Genomic DNA, 15,232 nt, shown 5'->3' on the forward strand with positions numbered 1-15,232 from the left:
GCTTGTGCATCCACTGGCGGCGGAGGTGTCAGCCGGCGAAGGACGCCTGGCGCAGGCCTTTGGCGGAGACCTGCCAGTTGTTGCCGACCAGCGAATACAGTTCGGTGCCGGTCTGTGGGTGCACATTCAACACTCCGGCCCCGGCGCTGATCCAGACAATGCCCTTGACCGGGGGCAGTTTCGACGGCGCCCGGGCCAGATCCAGGATCTGGATCGCAACGGCCCCCTTGGCGGACGGGGCCATGACGGCGACACTTGATTCACTAACCCAAACGCCGATTGTCGGCGAACCCTCTGAGGCCAGGCTGATGGGTGCCGTCAGTTCCTTGGGCACGTCGCCGGACTTGGAAATGCCCGTGATGGACACATGGGTTTCGCCGTTCGCGGTGGAAATGACCAGCGCCCGTGTGCCGTCCCGGGAGACACGCAGCGTGGTCACCTGCCGTCCCACCAGCCACGGCACGGTGAGCACCACAGGCGTCGCATCCTTGGCTCCGGTATTTGCGTTGACGGCCACCACCGAACCGGAGCCGTCCCCGGCGGCCGTCCACAGCCACCCGTTCGGGGCGAACGAAGGCGCAGTCAGGTCAGTGCCGTCCGCGGCAACGGCCGGCTGGCGTCCCGCCGAGGCACTGAAAACGTGGTTGCCGTCGGCCGAGAGGAAGGCGAAGTCCTTGCCGCTGTAGGAGATGGCGGGCGCTGCGGGCCCGAGACCGGCGATGGGGCCAATGCCCGGCACCGGGGTGATCGTGCTCCCGTCGTAGGTGGCGAGTTCATTCTTGGAAATGCCCACCTGGACGGACGGGACCGGCGCATCAATGACCATGGCCGGGACGGAGTCGCTGGAGCCGCCCATGTCCACCTCGCGGTCGTCTGCCAGGAACTGCACTTCCGTGACGTCGTTCAGGCTTTTCTGCAGCGTGATGAGCAGCTGCGCGTGCATTTGCTGGCGTTGGCGCACGCTGGATCCCAGCAGCGGCTGCGCCGTCAGTCCCACCTTGGCTAAACCGCCGTTGACCGGCACGGCTTCGCGTGCCAATGACATTCCGGTTGGGAACGCACTGAACACGGCTCCTTTCAGGTAGGGGGCGGGCCCGGCCAGCATGGCGCGGACAATGGCCGTTGCCGTCCGTGTGGTGCGACCGGCCAGCCACCGAACGTCCGGTATGCCATAGGTGTACGTCGAATCATAAAAATAAAGCGAAACCGGCTTGAAGAGCACGCTGAAGGTGTCCTGACTGAGCACAAGCCCGTCCGGGGTCTTGGCAATGCGCCATTCACCGTCAACTTGGACCAGGTCCATTTCGAGGGTTTCCGAGGAACCGGCCGGCAGGGGCGTCAGCACCCCTGTGGAGTCCACGGAGGAGATGGCGTCGACCTTCACCACGTACGAGTCCTTGGTTTTGCCCGGTTCCACGGAAAGCGCGTTGCCGTAGACCAGGGTCCGCGTGTCCGCGGCCCATGACTGGGCCAACCCGGTCGTCAGAAACTGCCTGGCTGTCTGGAAGTCGTCGTCGATGCCGGTGCCTGCATCGATGAAACCGCGGATGATGCTTTCGGGGGACGCGCCAGCCACCGGCTTGTTTTGGGTGTAATTGACGCTGAGGGAATTGGTGCGCGGACTCACGGGATCGCTCTTTCCCACCGGCCCGTCTGTGGGGATGGCTGCGCATCCCGCCGCAACGAAAAGTACGACGGCGGCCATCACCAACCAGGGAAGCAGCCCCTGGCGCCGTGGCCGGTCCTGGCGCGCCGGAGCGGCCGGTCCCATTTGATTCTCTTTCACGATGTTGCTCACGATTCCGCCCTTGACGAGTCGCCGCTGGAATGGTCCCCGTATGTTGCGCCACCGTTCCCGGCAGCACTGTTCGAACCGGTGGCGGCCGCTGGATTGATCGCACCGAGCGCACCCACCACCCCGAAAGAGCCGGTGTTGATCATGATGGGGCCGGTGTAGAGATTGCGGGACGCCGCGGCAGCTCCGCCGTCTGGCGGCAGGGGAACAGGTGAGTGCGCCAGCTCGCCCCGCCGCGTGCGGGGCAGGGTCAGCCTGAAACAGGCACCTTCGCCGGGAGCCCCCCAGGCTTCCAGCCAGCCGCTGTGCAGCCGGGCGTCTTCCATGGCGATCGACAGGCCCAGGCCGCTGCCGCCGGTGGTGCGGGCCCGGGCCGGGTCCGCCCGCCAAAAGCGGTCAAAGACGTGCTCCAGGGCATCCGGAGACATGCCGATCCCGTAGTCGCGCACGGCGATGGCGACGGCACTTTCATCGGCCGAGACGAAAATCTTCACCGGGCTGCCCTCGCTGTGTTCCAGGGCATTGAGCACCAGGTTGCGCAGAATCCTGTCAATGCGGCGGGCGTCCATTTCAACGATGCACTTGTGATTCCGCAGCCGGGTGACCACTGAAAGCGCGCTGTGGTTGGCCTCGGCAACAGGCGTGGCGCCATCAATCACCGAATGGATGACGGAGAAGATGTCCAGGGACTCCACGTCCAGGTCGGCAACACCGGCGTCGAACCGGGAGATCTCCAGCAGGTCGGCCAATAGAAGTTCAAAGCGCTCCACCTGGTGAAAAAGCAGTTCCGAGGACCGCTTGTTGATCGGATCAAAGTCGTCGCGGGCGTCGTAGAGCACCTCGGCGGCCATGCGCACCGTGGTCAGTGGCGTGCGAAGCTCATGGGAAACATCAGAGACGAAGCGCTGCTGCATCTCCGAAAGGGTGGCCAAGGCGTTGATCTGGTCCTGCAGCGACGTTGCCATCTTGTTGAATGATGTGGCAAGGCGCGCCATCTCGTCCTCGCCCACCACGGGTATGCGCTCCTCAAGCCGGCCGGCGGCGAGTTTCTCCGACACGGCGGCGGCCTCGCTGACTGGCTGGACCACCATCCGCGTCACATACCAGGCGATGGCGCCGATGAGCACCAGCAGGATGGCGCCAGCAAGCCACAGCACCGACTGGATGTAATTGAGCGTCAGTTGGGCGCTGTTGAGGTCGTAAATCATGTACAGCTCGTAGTTGGTGTTCAGCAGCTCCACCTGGCTGCCGATCACCACCGCCGGGTGCATTCCCGAGGTGCCCGTGGGCAGTTCGATCGACTGCCAGTACTGCCCGGGCCTGTCCCCCTGCACGGCTTGGCGGAGTTCGTCGGGGATGATGGCGGAGGTGATGCCAATGGAACCGACGGAGCTGACAGTCAGAGTACTGTCCTGCTTGGGGATCTTGACCATCAGGTACTTGCGGTTGTCATCGGTGCCGCCCACCTCCAGCAGCTTCAGCGTGTCCTTGACGAATGTCGACACGCGCGGCTGGTCGCTGAGGCTCGCGTTGGAAAAACTTTCCTGGACCTGGCTGGACCCGCGCGAGGACTCCCCCTGGGCCTGTGCGAGGCGTTCCTTGAACAGCCCGTTGGAAATCTGCCCTGCGAGGTACCCGCCCACGCCTATGACGGCGATGGAGGCAATGACCAGCGTGGTCAGTACGGTGCGGAACTGCAGCGAGGTGCGCCACCTGCGCACGACTAACCGCTGGATCCACTGCACTGCCCTCCAGAGGAAGCGGCCAGCCGCCGCGAGGGCGCCACGCAGCGCAGAGCCGGCGCGGGCCGGCATACCGCGCATCCGGCCCGGCTGCGGTGCTTTTTCCACGGCGAAAGGCGGGACTTCCCGCGCGACCGGGGAACCGGCGTCGGGCCCGCCAACAATTCTGCCGCCGGGACTGTCGTTAATTGGGGCGCCCGGTCCCCCCTGGTTGCTGCTCATTGTGGATTGGCCACTGTTTCCGGCGCTGTCGGAGCGTCTATTGTCCGGCCTTGTATCCGACGCCGCGCACGGTAAGGACAACCTCGGGGGCTTCGGGGTCGCGTTCAATCTTGGAACGCAGGCGCTGGACGTGGACGTTGACGAGGCGGGTGTCGGCGGCATGCCGGTAACCCCACACCTGCTCAAGGAGGAGTTCGCGGGTGAAGACCTGCCAGGGCTTGCGCGCCAGGGCCACCAGGAGGTCAAACTCCAATGGCGTTAGCAGGATGCGCTCACCGGCGCGGCGGACCGCATGGCCGGCCACGTCGATGGTGATTTCGCCGATGGTGAGGGTTTCGGGGGCCTTGACGTCGCCGGGGCGGAGGCGGGCGCGGACGCGGGCCACCAGTTCGGCGGGCTTGAACGGTTTCGCCACGTAGTCGTCGGCACCGGATTCCAAGCCGCGCACGACATCCGAGGTGTCCGACTTTGCCGTCAGCATGACGATCGGAACGTCCGATTCACCCCGAATGAGCCGGCACACTTCAATGCCGTCAATTCCAGGCAGCATGAGGTCCAGCAACACCAGGTCCGGCTTGTTGGATCGAAAGGTCTCCAGCGCCTTGGCACCGTCAGCGCAAAAGACGGGGTCGAATCCGTCGTTGCGCAGCACAATGCCGATCATCTCTGCCAGTGCTTCATCGTCGTCTACCACTAAAATGCGTGCCTTCATAGTTCTATATTTGCCTATCCACGGCACAAAGTCCCCATCGACCCTCCACAGCAGGGCAGATGATGCCACAGTTTTGCTACAAGCGGACAGCCTGGTCAGCGCCGCCGTTGCCTGCAGCGGGCGATTATCCGTGCAGGATATCGGCGGTTCCCACGTCAAATGCAGCACTTGCCGATAGTGTTGAACGTGCACGCTGCACCAGGAACTGGCTGTTTCCGGCCGTTCAATTTGGGGCCCGGCAACGGATCAGCCACAGTGGAGGCTGTGGACATTTTTGACTGGGAAAAACACAGGGGAGCATGATGACGCAGGAACCGAAAGAGCCGCCGGTCGACCCGGGACAGGGACCTGCGGGGTCCCCTCTTCCCGCCGCCCCCGAACAGCCTCCGGCCCAGCCGCAGTGGGGGCAGTACGCACCGCAACCCCAGTGGGGACAGCCGCAGCAACCCGGTCCCAACCCCTACGGCTATAACCAGTACGTCGCCCCGCCCAAGCCGGGTGTCATCCCGCTGCGGCCATTGCGGCTCGGGGAGGTGCTTGACGGTGCGTTCCAGGCAGCCCGGCGCAACGGCAAGGCCATGTTCGGCTCGGCGCTGATCTTTCAGGTCATCACGGCCGTCATCACCCTGGCCATTACGCTCTCCGCCCTGGGCCGGTTCAGCAGCAATATTTTCGCTGACTCGCTTTCCCAAACGGCACCCACCGAAGCCCAGCTCAACGGCCTTGCCGGAACCATGCTTCAGCTCTTCATCGCCGTCGGCGTCGTTTCCATCATCTCTGCGCTGATGGAGATGGTGTTGCAGGGCGCCCTGGTGGTCCCTGTGCTGCGGGCCACCTTGAACCGGAAGACTGAATTCGGGCAGATGTGGCGGCTGGTCAAGCCGCGCATTGGAAGCCTGCTCCTGCTGGCCCTGGTCTATGCGGCTGCAACTTTTCTCGCGATTGCCGTATATGCCGGCATTCTCATCGGCCTGCTCGTTGCCACCAACAGCATGGGCTCAAGTTCCGGGGGACTCGCAGCGCTGGGCTTCGGACTGCTGCTGAGCCTGCCGTTCCTGGCGGCCGGCATCTGGGTCGGCGTCAAGGTGATGCTGGCCCCGGCCTCGATCGTGGTGGAGGACATCGGCGTCTTTGCCGCGATCAAGCGTTCATGGCAGCTGACACGACAAAACTGGTGGCGCACGTTCGGCATTGCGGCCCTGGCTGCCATCATCGCAAGTGTCATTGGCGGCATCATCACCACCCCGGTGACCCTGCTGCTGGGCCTGCTGCTGCCCGTCATGTCACCCAACCCGGACCAGCTGATGGGCACCACGGCCCTGGCGACCGTCATTTCCTCACTCATTGGCGCCTTGGTTGGAGCCGTAACAGTTGCATTCCAGACCGGCGTCATGGCACTGATCTACGTTGACCTGCGGATGCGCCGGGACGGCTTCGACGTCACCCTCCTCAAGGAATCGGAGTCCGGAAAGGACGACGGCGGCATCCCCGGCCGCGGCGCCCCGGCACCAGCCGCTGTGGGCCACTACCCGACGGGGCAGTTCCCGCAGGGCCAACAGCCGCCCACCCAATACCCGGGGCAGAACCCTCCCGCACCGAATCCCCCGTCCCAGTACCCCGGCCAGTAGGCACCCGGCGCCTCAATGATCGCTTCGATCCCGCCCCCTTTCCTGCCGTTCGACGTCCCCGTCACCCCCGGGGCGGACGAGGCACGCCGCTGGGCTGCGGAAGAACTGGCAAAAAAGGTCTATCAGGACGCCAAACCGGGCTTGGGCGCGCAGATTCTCACGTGGCTCAAGGATGCCCTTTCGGATTTCCTGAACGGACTGGGGTCGCTGGGGGGCGGCACCGGGCTGCTGGTGGCGGTTGGCGTGGTCGTGTTGGCAATCATTGCCGCCGTCATCGTGATCCGGCCACGGCTCAACCGCAGGCAGGCGCAGAACCCGGCTGTGTTTGACGGCCCGGCCACCCTCAGTGCCGGCCAACACCGTGACCTGGCCCGGTCCGCCGTCGAACGCGGGGACCTGGCCACTGCGGTTGCCGAGCAGTTCCGGGCGGTCGTGCGTGCCGGGGAGGAACGCGGTGCCACTTCTCCCTCGCCCGGCCGGACCGCGGCCGAGGTGGCCGGCGAGTTGCTGCGGGCCTTCCCCGCCCACGGACCGGCCCTGCTGCGGGCGGCGGAGCTGTTCAACGCCGTGCGGTACGGTCATGCGGATCCTGAACGCGCCATGTTTGAGGAGCTCGTGGCCACCGACAACGCTGTGTCCGCCGCCCGGCCGGTCTATGCCGATGGCTTCGCTGGCAGCCATGGTGACGGTCCTGCCAACAGTGAGGCGGCGCCATGAGCTCCGCCCCCGTCCGTTCGGAGGCTGACGTCCACGTGTTCCGGGCGGACGGCGGCACCCGTGCCGAACGTGCCGGTTTCTGGTGGAGGAGGAGCAAGTTCTGGCTGCTTGCCGGCGCAGCGCTTGTGGCAGTAACGGTGGCGGGGCTGGTGGTGGGCAACATTGGAGGGCGCAGCGGCGAACCGCTGTCCATGACGAATCCCGCACCAGAAGGCGGCCAGGCGGTGGCCACCGTGCTGCGGGAACGGGGCGTGGAGGTCACGTCCTCCGATTCGCTCGAGGCGACGCTGCATGCGCTGGCGGCGAACGGACGGGGCGCAAGCACCGTGCTGGTCTACGACCCGCTGGCCCTACTGCAACCGGGACAGGCATCCAGGCTGGCCGGCTCGGCGGCAGAAGCCGGCGCCAAGCTGGTTGCCCTGGCGCCGGGGCCACTGGCCACCAAGCACCTCAACCCGGAACTCTCCAGCGCCGGGACGGCGTCCAACACAGACATGCCGGCCAGTGCGGACTGCGCCAGCCCGGCCGCCCAGGCGGCCGGGACCATCGACGCCACCGGCGTTGACGGACTCGGCGTGGGCGCCAGCCCTTCCCTGCAGGTGTACCGCGGTGCGGTGACCTGCTTCGCCCCCGCCGGAAGCACTGCCGGATTCATGGCGGCCAACAGCACTGGCGACGTGACAGTGTTGGGCAATCCCGGCATCGTCAGCAATGAACGCCTGGCCAGCCGGGGCAACGCGGCGCTCACGTTCCGCCTGCTCGGCAGCCGGCCGCACCTGGTCTGGTATACGGCGTCGCTGAAGGACGTAACCGCCGCAAGCCATCCCCCGACCCTGGCGGAACTGACGCCGGCGTGGATTTTCCCGGCGTCGGGCTGGCTGCTGCTGGCGGCCGTGATCGGCATGTTGTGGCGCGGACGGCGGCACGGGCCGCTCGTTACGGAGCCGCTGCCGGTGATTGTCAAGGCATCGGAAACCGTGACCGGCCGGGCCCGCCTGTACCAGGACGCGAACGCGCAGGACACGGCCGTGCACATCCTGCAGCACGCCACCCTGACCAGGCTGGCCCAACACCTGCGGCTCGGGACGCAGGCCGATCCGGCGGCCGTGGTGGAGGCGGCGGCAGCCCGCACCGGACGGACACGCCGGGACCTCGAAGCGCTCCTGGTCACGGATGTCCCCCTGAACGACAAGCAGATGCTAACCATGGCCGCGGAATTGGCTGCCCTAGAGGAAGAAGTCGCCCAACGATGAGTTCACCGCACCTGGAAGGCCAGCACCCGGACCCGCCGTACCCGCAGGCGCAGCAGCCGCCGGATCAGCCGGCCGCGCCCGCGCAGTCTGGGCCATCCGCACCAGCGGCGTCCCTCCTGCAGGTCCGCTCCGAAGTCGCCAAGGCTGTCGTGGGGCAGGACTCGACCGTCACGGGCCTGCTCATTGCCCTGCTCGCCGGCGGGCACGTGCTGCTCGAAGGCGTGCCCGGCGTGGCCAAGACCCTGCTGGTGCGGGCACTGTCCGCCGCACTCAGCCTGGACACCAAGCGGGTGCAGTTCACCCCTGACTTGATGCCCGGCGACGTCACCGGCTCCCTGGTCTACGACGCCCACACCTCGGAATTCACGTTCCGCAAGGGCCCCGTCTTCACCAACATCCTGCTGGCCGATGAGATCAACCGGACCCCGCCCAAGACCCAGGCGTCCCTGCTGGAGGCCATGGAGGAACACCAGGTCTCGGTGGACGGGGTGTCCCGAAAGCTGCCCGCACCGTTCATGGTGGCCGCCACGCAAAACCCCGTGGAATATGAGGGCACTTATCCGCTGCCCGAGGCCCAGCTGGACCGGTTCCTGCTCAAGCTGACCATGGACCTGCCGGCGCGGGATGAGGAGATCGAGGTGGTCCGCCGGCACAGCCTGGGCTTTGACCCGCAAGACCTCCGGGCCGCGGGCGTCCGTGCCGTCGCGGGCGCCGACGACCTGGCTTGGGCCCGCGGTGAGGTGGCCCGGGTCAGCGTTTCGGCCGAAGTCCTGGCCTACGTGGTGGACCTGGCCCGTGCAACGCGCACCGCGCCGTCGTTCCAGTTGGGTGTTTCCCCGCGCGGCGCCACCGCCCTGCTTAAATGTGCACGCGCCTATGCCTGGCTGTGCGGGCGCGGATTTGTGACCCCGGACGACGTCAAGGCCCTTGCCCTGCCTGCCCTGCGCCACCGCGTGGCACTGCGCCCCGAGGCCGAGATGGACGGGGTGTCCGTGGACGGGATCCTGCTCTCCATCCTGGCCACGGTCCCGGTCCCGCGCTAGGACGGGCATAAAGTCGATGGCAATTTCGGGCAGGTTCTTCCTTCTTGCACTGCTGGCCGTGGTGCCCATCATTGCCGTGCCCCGTTCCGCCTCCTGGCTGCTCGCGCTGGCCGCGCTGTTGCTGGTCCTGGCGGTCGACCTTGGGCTGGCGGCCTCCCCGCGCCGCATCGCCGTCCGCCGCGAGATTCCCAACGGCGTGCGCTTAACTGAAGGGACGACGGCGGTGCTTCGGCTGGCGAACGAATCGCGCCGCCTGCTGCGGGGTCAGGTGAGGGACGGCTGGCAGCCGTCGGCCGGTGCGGCCAACGCGTTGCAGGCGTTGCGCATCCCGGCTGGGGAACGCGCCGTCGTCCGGGTCCGGCTGCTGCCCGCCAGGCGGGGCGACCTTCGCGCGGACCACGTGACGCTCCGCTCCTACGGGCCGTTGGGCATGGCCGCGTGGCAAAAGACCATCAAGGCCCCCGGCACGCTGCGGGTGCTCCCGCCGTTCCACTCCAAGCGGCACCTGCCCTCAAAGCTGCGCAAGCTCCGGGAACTCGATGGGAAGGCCGCCGTGCAGATCAGGGGCGCCGGCACCGAGTTCGATTCCCTGCGCGACTACGTGCGCGGCGACGACGTCCGCTCCATCGACTGGCGCGCCACGGCCCGCCGCCGCGACGTGGTGGTGCGCACCTGGCGCCCGGAGCGCGACCGCCGCGTGGTGATTGTGCTGGACACCTCCCGCACGTCCGCGGCGCGGATCGGCGACGAACCCCGGTTGGACACCGGCATCGAGGCCTCCCTGCTGCTGGCAGTGCTGGCCGAGCGAGGCGGCGACCGCGTGAGCCTGATCGCCTATGACCGCAGGGTGCGGACCCGTGTTTCATCCTCCGGCAAGGGGAACATGCTCAATGCCATGGTGCAGGGCCTGGCGCCGCTGCAGCCGGAGTTGATTGAGCTCGACGCCGCGGGCATTCCCGGCCAGGTCCGCGCCGTGACGGCGCACCGGGCGCTCGTGGTGCTCGTGACCCCGCTCGACGCCGGGGCTGCCGAAGAGGGCCTGATTCCCCTGGTGGCCCAGCTGGCCCGCCGGCACGTCGTGGTGGTCGCCTCCGTGCGCGACCCCGCCCTCGACGAGGCCCGCCTGGAACGCTCAACGGCGGCCCTGGTCTACCGCGCGGCCGCCGCCGAACACGCGCTCAACCGCCGGGCGGCCATTACCGCCGTCATCAAGCAGCTCGGCGCCGAAGTGGTGGACGCGCCGCCGAATGAACTCCCGCCCGAACTCGCGGACATGTACATCCGTCTGAAGGCCGCCGGCCGCCTCTGACCCTCCCTCACCTTCGGGGCGTTTCCGGCCGACGCTCCCGCAGTACGGGGGGTTGAATTCCGAACGCCAGTGCATCAGCTGTGGGATCGTCTCCCGGTGGCCGGGCATGCCCGATCCAGAACAGCTCGAGTTCCAGGTGCCGGTCCAGGTCACCACCCGGCCGGCTGTCAAAATCGAAGGTGTAGATGTTTGAGCTCTGCCGTTTCGGTGGTGCAGCTAATGCTGCCCCGGTGCAAAACGTCGCAGGATCTGCACCATTAGACAGAGCTGCCAATGACATTCAAGAGGCGCCGGAGTCTCCGCAACCTTACCGGCCCACCGGGGACCTGACAGGGTTCGACAATCGGGGACGCTCCCGCCGAATGCGAGGGAGGATCGGTGGGAAACGCCCCGAAGGTGAAGGAGCATCCGGGGAAAACGCCCCTAAAGTGCGAGAGCGTCGCGTCAGTAGGGTCAGGAGTTGCGGAGGTCTGTCAGGGCCGCTGCAACTTCCAGCGTCCGGTTCACAATGATCCGGGCTTCCTGCGGGGAGACCGCGGCCAGACCGTTGTCGGGCGTGATGCGAAGCAGACTCAGCGACTTCGCGGGCAGGCCCAGCCCGTGCCACGGCCTCATGATCCGCTCGACCAGGGCAGAGTACGACGGCGGCACCTGGCCTGCGCGGACAGGCACGGTTCCGGCCCACATGCCGACGCCGGATTCGATGGCGCCGGCCAGCTGTTCCCAATGGCCGGTGTCCAGCGCGGACAAGGGAACGGCGATTGCGTCAATGCCGCATTCCAGCGCCAGCTCAAGTCCCTTGCGCCAGGAGGCCATTTCGGCGGAGTTGGTCTCGGCCGGCTCGGCCGCGGAAGCGCTGCCTGCCACTCCTGTTCCAAGGTTGATGGCAACCTTGGCAAAACCTGCAGCCTTCGCGGCGGCCACGAAGGCTGTCCACGTTTGGCGGAGCTCGGACGCGGGGATGGAACGCAGCGTACGGTAGCCGGAGGCCGTGGGGATGGTGCCCGCCAGCGCACTGGCCACCTCGGGCTCGTCAATCTGCAGGGTCAGTTCAGCCCCAGGTGCGGCGGAGCGCACCTTTTCAGCATGCAGGACAAGCCCGGCGGACAGTGATTGGGCCACGTCGCGGCGGGCACCGTAATCGCGCAGGGCCCTCTCGCCGTAGTGCAGGTGAATGGCGGCCGCCAGGGTAACCGGACCGACAATTTGGACCTTATACGCCGCAGGCTGATGGTCCGAGCCACCCGCGACGTCGGCCAGCACGTTGATGTCCGTGGACAGCGCGGACACGGCGCGGCGGTGGTCGCCGCCGGGACGGTCCACGAACCGCCAGCCGTACGGCTGCACGTCCACCGGAAGTTCCACCAGCATGCCGGCGGTGCGGCCTACGGCATCGGAGCCGATGCCGCGCGCCGGAAGCTCGGGCAGCGACGGCAGGTGCGGCGGCGTGAACAGGCCAAGGGACAGTTTCGCGGCCTCCACCGGATCCGTGCCGGGCCAGGATCCCAGCATCGTGGCGGATACTTCGTTGGAGGCTGAGCCCACCAAGCCCGTGTCGCCAGAGGCTTCGGCGGTGGTCTGCCCCCTCAACGAGTCGTGCCGCCGTCGTCCGTCTCGGGTGAAACATCGGGGGCGCCCACAAATCCCTGGCCGTCCCGGCTCACCACGGGAACCACCCCGGTGGCTGCCACGGCAGAGTGGCTTTCGGAGATGGCCTGATGATGGTGGATGACCTCGCTGATGATGAAGTTGAGAAATTTTTCGGCAAAGGCGGGGTCCAGGTGGGCGGACTCCGCCAGCGCGCGCAGGCGCTGGATCTGGGCCTTTTCGCGGCTGGGATCGGCCGGGGGCAGCTGGTGCTTGGCCTTCAGGATGCCGACGCGCTGTGTGGCCTTGAAGCGTTCGGCCAGTAAATACACCAGGGTCGCGTCAAAGTTGTCGATGCTGGAGCGGATGGACAGCAGCTCCGCCATGACCGCCGGGTCAACGGCACCCGTGAGGGAACTGGCCGCCGGGTCAAAGTCTTCAACGGACAGGTGCTCTGCGTGGCTCGGTTCGGTCATAAAAACAGTTTAGGTGGTGCACCGGGAGGACCAAACACATGTCCACGCCGGCACACCACCCAAGGGTCAAACGCCAAGAAAACTACCGCTGCGCCAGCAGCGCCTGGTGGACGGCCCGGCGCTCGGCCTGCTCGGCCGGGTTGGGCACCGGGAGCGACGCGAGCAGCCGCTTGGTGTAGTCCTCCTGCGGGTTGCCCATGATCTGGTTCCCGATCCCCTGTTCCACCATCTTGCCCTTGTAGAGCACCCCGACCCACTCGGCCAGGATGTCCACCACGGCAAGGTCGTGGCTGATAAACAGGGCCGCAAAGCCCATCTCCACCTGGATTTCCCGGAACAGCTCCAGCACCTTGGCCTGGACGGAAACATCCAGGGCCGACGTCGGCTCATCCGCAATGAGCAGCTTCGGCTTCAGCGCCAGGCCCCGGGCCAGTGACGCACGCTGCCGCTGCCCGCCGGAGAGCTCGTGCGGGAAGCGCTTGGCGTAGGCCCGGGGCAGCTGGACGGACTCCAGGAGTTCCTCCACCTTCGTGGTGACGGCCGGCCCGGACATGTCCGTGTGGATGAGCAGCGGCTCGGCCACGCACTCGCCGATGGTCAGGTGCGGGTTGAAGGACGCGGCCGGGTCCTGGAACACAAAGCCGATGTCCTTGCGATAAGGCCGGAAAGTGCGCTCCCTGTAGTTGCGCATCTCGTAGCCGAGCACCTTCAGCGAGCCGCCCGTGGTTCGGTTGAGCCCGGCGATGGCCCGCCCGATGGTCGTCTTGCCGGAGCCAGACTCCCCCACCAGGCCGAACACCTCGCCGGCGCTGATGGTGAACGAGACCCTGTCCACGGCCCGGAAGGCCGGGCTTCCCAGTCGACCGGGGTACTCGATTTCCAGGTCCGTGGCGCGGACCAGCACTTCCTGGTCCTGGAACGCCCGCTCCGTGAAACCTTCGGAGGCGGAGTTGCGGCCCAGGTGCGGCACCGCGGCCAGCAGCTTTTGCGTGTACTCCTCTTGCGGCGCGGCAAAAAGCACCTCGGAGGTGGCCTCCTCCACCACGTCGCCCTGGAACATGACCACCACGCGGTCCGCCAGGTCCGCCACCACGCCCATGTTGTGGGTGATGAGCACGATGGAGGTGCCATATTGGTCGCGCAGCTCCCGGAGCAGTTCCAGGATCTCGGCCTGGACCGTGACGTCCAGGGCCGTGGTGGGCTCGTCCGCCACAATCAGGCCGGGGTTCAGCGCCAGCGCGGCGGCGATGACCACCCGCTGCTTCTGGCCACCGGAGAACTGGTGCGGGTAGTAGTCGACGCGCTTTTCCGGTTCGGGGATGCCCACCTTGCGCAGGGCGTCGATGGCCAGCCGGCGGGCTTCCTTGCGGCCCACCCGTTTGCCCTCGGGCCGGTGGGCACGCAGGCCCTCGGCGATCTGCCAGCCCACTGTGTAGACCGGATTGAGTGCCGTGGACGGTTCCTGGAACACCATGGCCACGTCCCGGCCGCGGATCTGCCGCAGCTGGCGCGGGCTGACGCTGATGATGTCATTGCCGCTGATGACCACCGCGCCACTGCTTTGCGCCGTTTCCGGCAGCAGGCCCAGGATGGCCTTGGCGGTGACGGTCTTGCCGGAACCGGATTCGCCCACAATGGCCACGATCTCCCCGGGGGCGACCGAAAAGGACACGTCCTTGACGGCATGGACGTCCCCGGAATCCGTGGCAAAGGTGACCTTGAGGTCTTCAATGTCCAGGACGGGCCGCAGGGCTGACGTCCCGACGGGTACCTGCTTGTCAGGGCGGCTCATGCGTCCATCAACTCCTCGGTCTTGGTAGGTCCGTTCTTTTTCCTGCCGGCACGCTTGCGTCCGCGCAGGCGCGGGTCGTTGAGGTCGTTCATGGACTCCCCCAGCAAAGTCAGGCCCAGCACCGTGATGACGATGGCGGCACCGGGGAACACACCGGTCCACCAGATGCCGGAGGCCGCGTCGGTCTGGGCGTGGTTGAGGTCGTAGCCCCATTCGGCCGCGGAGGACGGTTCAATGCCGAAGCCCAAAAAGCCCAGTCCGGCCAGCGTCAGTATGGCCTCGGAGGCGTTGAGCGTGAAGATCAGCGGCAGCGTCCGGGTGGCGTTCTTGTAGATGTGCCGGGCCATGATGCGCACGCTGGAGGCGCCCACCACGATGGCGGATTCCACAAACGGCTCGGCCTTCAGGCGGATGGTCTCGGCCCGGATCACGCGGAAGTACTGCGGGATGAACACCACGGTGATGGAGATGGCCGCGGAGAAGATGCCCGACCACATGTTGGAACGTCCCTGGCTGATGGCGATGGACATGACCATGGCCAGCAGAAGGGTGGGGAACGCGTAGATGGCGTCGGCCACCACCACCAGGATCCGGTCGAGCCAGCCGCCGATGTAGCCGGAGAGCAGGCCCAGGATCACGCCGATGAAGATGGACAGCGCCACGGCCACCACAATCACCAGGAACGCGGTCTGGGAGCCCCAAATGGTGCGCGAAAAGACATCGTACCCCCCCGCCGTCGTGCCCCAGATGTGGGCCGACGACGGCGGAGCCTGGGTTTCGTTAAAGCGCTGGGTGGGGCCGTAGGGAGAAATCAGCGGTGCCAGGGCAGCGGTCAGCAGGAAAACGGCTGTCAACACGATGCCGGCAATGAGCATGCCGCGTTGCAGGCCCACACTTTTCTTCAGTTGGGAAATGATGGGCAGGCGAGCGAACAGGGATTTTTTGGTTTCCATGGC

At 66.8% G+C, this 15,232-nt stretch carries 12 protein-coding genes; 5 read left to right on the forward strand and 7 right to left on the reverse strand.

Annotation, left to right across the window (positions count from 1 at the left end; genetic code table 11):
* Positions 1–28: 28 nt before the first annotated feature.
* Genes CVV68_RS02360 through mtrA form a run of 3 tightly spaced genes read right to left on the reverse strand, consistent with a single transcriptional unit; the run spans position 29 to position 4,471 of the window.
* Positions 29–1,798, reverse strand: a complete 1,770-nt coding sequence (locus CVV68_RS02360; protein WP_110499411.1) for an LpqB family beta-propeller domain-containing protein — start codon at positions 1,796–1,798, stop codon at positions 29–31.
* Positions 1,795–3,759, reverse strand: coding sequence for an MtrAB system histidine kinase MtrB (gene mtrB, locus CVV68_RS02365; protein ID WP_245933284.1), 1,965 nt, complete (start codon positions 3,757–3,759; stop codon positions 1,795–1,797). The genes CVV68_RS02360 and mtrB overlap by 4 nt, the downstream gene beginning before the upstream one ends.
* A 37-nt stretch (positions 3,760–3,796) precedes the next feature.
* Positions 3,797–4,471: an MtrAB system response regulator MtrA gene (gene mtrA, locus CVV68_RS02370; protein ID WP_110499413.1), complete on the reverse strand. Its 675-nt coding sequence runs from the start codon at positions 4,469–4,471 to the stop codon at positions 3,797–3,799.
* Between the two features lie 302 nt (positions 4,472–4,773).
* Between mtrA and CVV68_RS02375 the strand changes: the two genes are divergently transcribed.
* Genes CVV68_RS02375 through CVV68_RS02395 form a run of 5 tightly spaced genes read left to right on the forward strand, consistent with a single transcriptional unit; the run spans position 4,774 to position 10,421 of the window.
* Positions 4,774–6,099 carry a DUF7847 domain-containing protein gene (locus tag CVV68_RS02375; protein WP_170133062.1) on the forward strand — a complete coding sequence of 442 codons (1,326 nt, stop codon included), beginning with the start codon at positions 4,774–4,776 and terminating at the stop codon, positions 6,097–6,099.
* 15 nt (positions 6,100–6,114) lie between these two features.
* Positions 6,115–6,816, forward strand: coding sequence for a DUF4129 domain-containing protein (locus tag CVV68_RS02380; protein WP_110499415.1), 702 nt, complete (start codon positions 6,115–6,117; stop codon positions 6,814–6,816).
* The gene (locus CVV68_RS02385; RefSeq protein WP_110499416.1) at positions 6,813–8,069 is read left to right on the forward strand and encodes a DUF4350 domain-containing protein; all 1,257 of its coding nucleotides are present in this window, start codon (positions 6,813–6,815) and stop codon (positions 8,067–8,069) included. The genes CVV68_RS02380 and CVV68_RS02385 overlap by 4 nt, the downstream gene beginning before the upstream one ends.
* On the forward strand, positions 8,066–9,112 hold the full coding sequence (locus CVV68_RS02390; RefSeq protein ID WP_110499417.1) for an AAA family ATPase: 1,047 nt from the start codon (positions 8,066–8,068) through the stop codon (positions 9,110–9,112). The genes CVV68_RS02385 and CVV68_RS02390 overlap by 4 nt, the downstream gene beginning before the upstream one ends.
* Positions 9,113–9,128: 16 nt before the next feature.
* Complete coding sequence (locus tag CVV68_RS02395) at positions 9,129–10,421, forward strand: DUF58 domain-containing protein (protein WP_110499418.1); 1,293 nt, start codon at positions 9,129–9,131, stop codon at positions 10,419–10,421.
* 453 nt (positions 10,422–10,874) lie between these two features.
* Here the strand turns inward: CVV68_RS02395 and CVV68_RS02400 are convergent, their stop codons facing one another.
* The 4 genes from CVV68_RS02400 to CVV68_RS02415 all read right to left on the reverse strand — a co-directional run bounded on the left by CVV68_RS02400 (position 10,875) and on the right by CVV68_RS02415 (position 15,229).
* Positions 10,875–11,966 (reverse strand): uroporphyrinogen decarboxylase/cobalamine-independent methonine synthase family protein, encoded by a 1,092-nt coding sequence (locus tag CVV68_RS02400; RefSeq protein ID WP_245933285.1) that lies wholly within the window; start codon positions 11,964–11,966, stop codon positions 10,875–10,877.
* Positions 11,967–12,007: 41 nt separating this feature from the next.
* The gene (locus CVV68_RS02405; protein WP_110499419.1) at positions 12,008–12,484 is read right to left on the reverse strand and encodes a chorismate mutase; all 477 of its coding nucleotides are present in this window, start codon (positions 12,482–12,484) and stop codon (positions 12,008–12,010) included.
* Between the two features lie 82 nt (positions 12,485–12,566).
* Positions 12,567–14,276: a dipeptide ABC transporter ATP-binding protein gene (locus CVV68_RS02410; protein WP_110499420.1), complete on the reverse strand. Its 1,710-nt coding sequence runs from the start codon at positions 14,274–14,276 to the stop codon at positions 12,567–12,569.
* On the reverse strand, positions 14,273–15,229 hold the full coding sequence (locus CVV68_RS02415) for an ABC transporter permease (RefSeq protein ID WP_110499421.1): 957 nt from the start codon (positions 15,227–15,229) through the stop codon (positions 14,273–14,275). Before CVV68_RS02415 ends, CVV68_RS02410 begins: the two co-directional genes overlap by 4 nt.
* Positions 15,230–15,232: the final 3 nt, after the last annotated feature.

This window comes from Arthrobacter livingstonensis (assembly GCF_003219815.1).
GTDB lineage: Bacteria > Actinomycetota > Actinomycetes > Actinomycetales > Micrococcaceae > Specibacter > Specibacter livingstonensis.

Bases quoted from the DNA above. Each gene is read 5' to 3' on its own strand.
- CVV68_RS02415 (WP_110499421.1), bottom strand. From the start codon at position 15,229: ATGGAAACCAAAAAATCCCTGTTCGCTCGCCTGCCCATCATTTCCCAA.
- mtrB (WP_245933284.1), bottom strand. From the start codon at position 3,759: ATGAGCAGCAACCAGGGGGGACCGGGCGCCCCAATTAACGACAGTCCC.
- CVV68_RS02380 (WP_110499415.1), top strand. From the start codon at position 6,115: ATGATCGCTTCGATCCCGCCCCCTTTCCTGCCGTTCGACGTCCCCGTC.
- CVV68_RS02375 (WP_170133062.1), top strand. From the start codon at position 4,774: ATGACGCAGGAACCGAAAGAGCCGCCGGTCGACCCGGGACAGGGACCT.
- CVV68_RS02390 (WP_110499417.1), top strand. From the start codon at position 8,066: ATGAGTTCACCGCACCTGGAAGGCCAGCACCCGGACCCGCCGTACCCG.
- CVV68_RS02405 (WP_110499419.1), bottom strand. From the start codon at position 12,484: ATGACCGAACCGAGCCACGCAGAGCACCTGTCCGTTGAAGACTTTGAC.
- mtrA (WP_110499413.1), bottom strand. From the start codon at position 4,471: ATGAAGGCACGCATTTTAGTGGTAGACGACGATGAAGCACTGGCAGAG.
- CVV68_RS02385 (WP_110499416.1), top strand. From the start codon at position 6,813: ATGAGCTCCGCCCCCGTCCGTTCGGAGGCTGACGTCCACGTGTTCCGG.
- CVV68_RS02395 (WP_110499418.1), top strand. From the start codon at position 9,129: ATGGCAATTTCGGGCAGGTTCTTCCTTCTTGCACTGCTGGCCGTGGTG.
- CVV68_RS02410 (WP_110499420.1), bottom strand. From the start codon at position 14,276: ATGAGCCGCCCTGACAAGCAGGTACCCGTCGGGACGTCAGCCCTGCGG.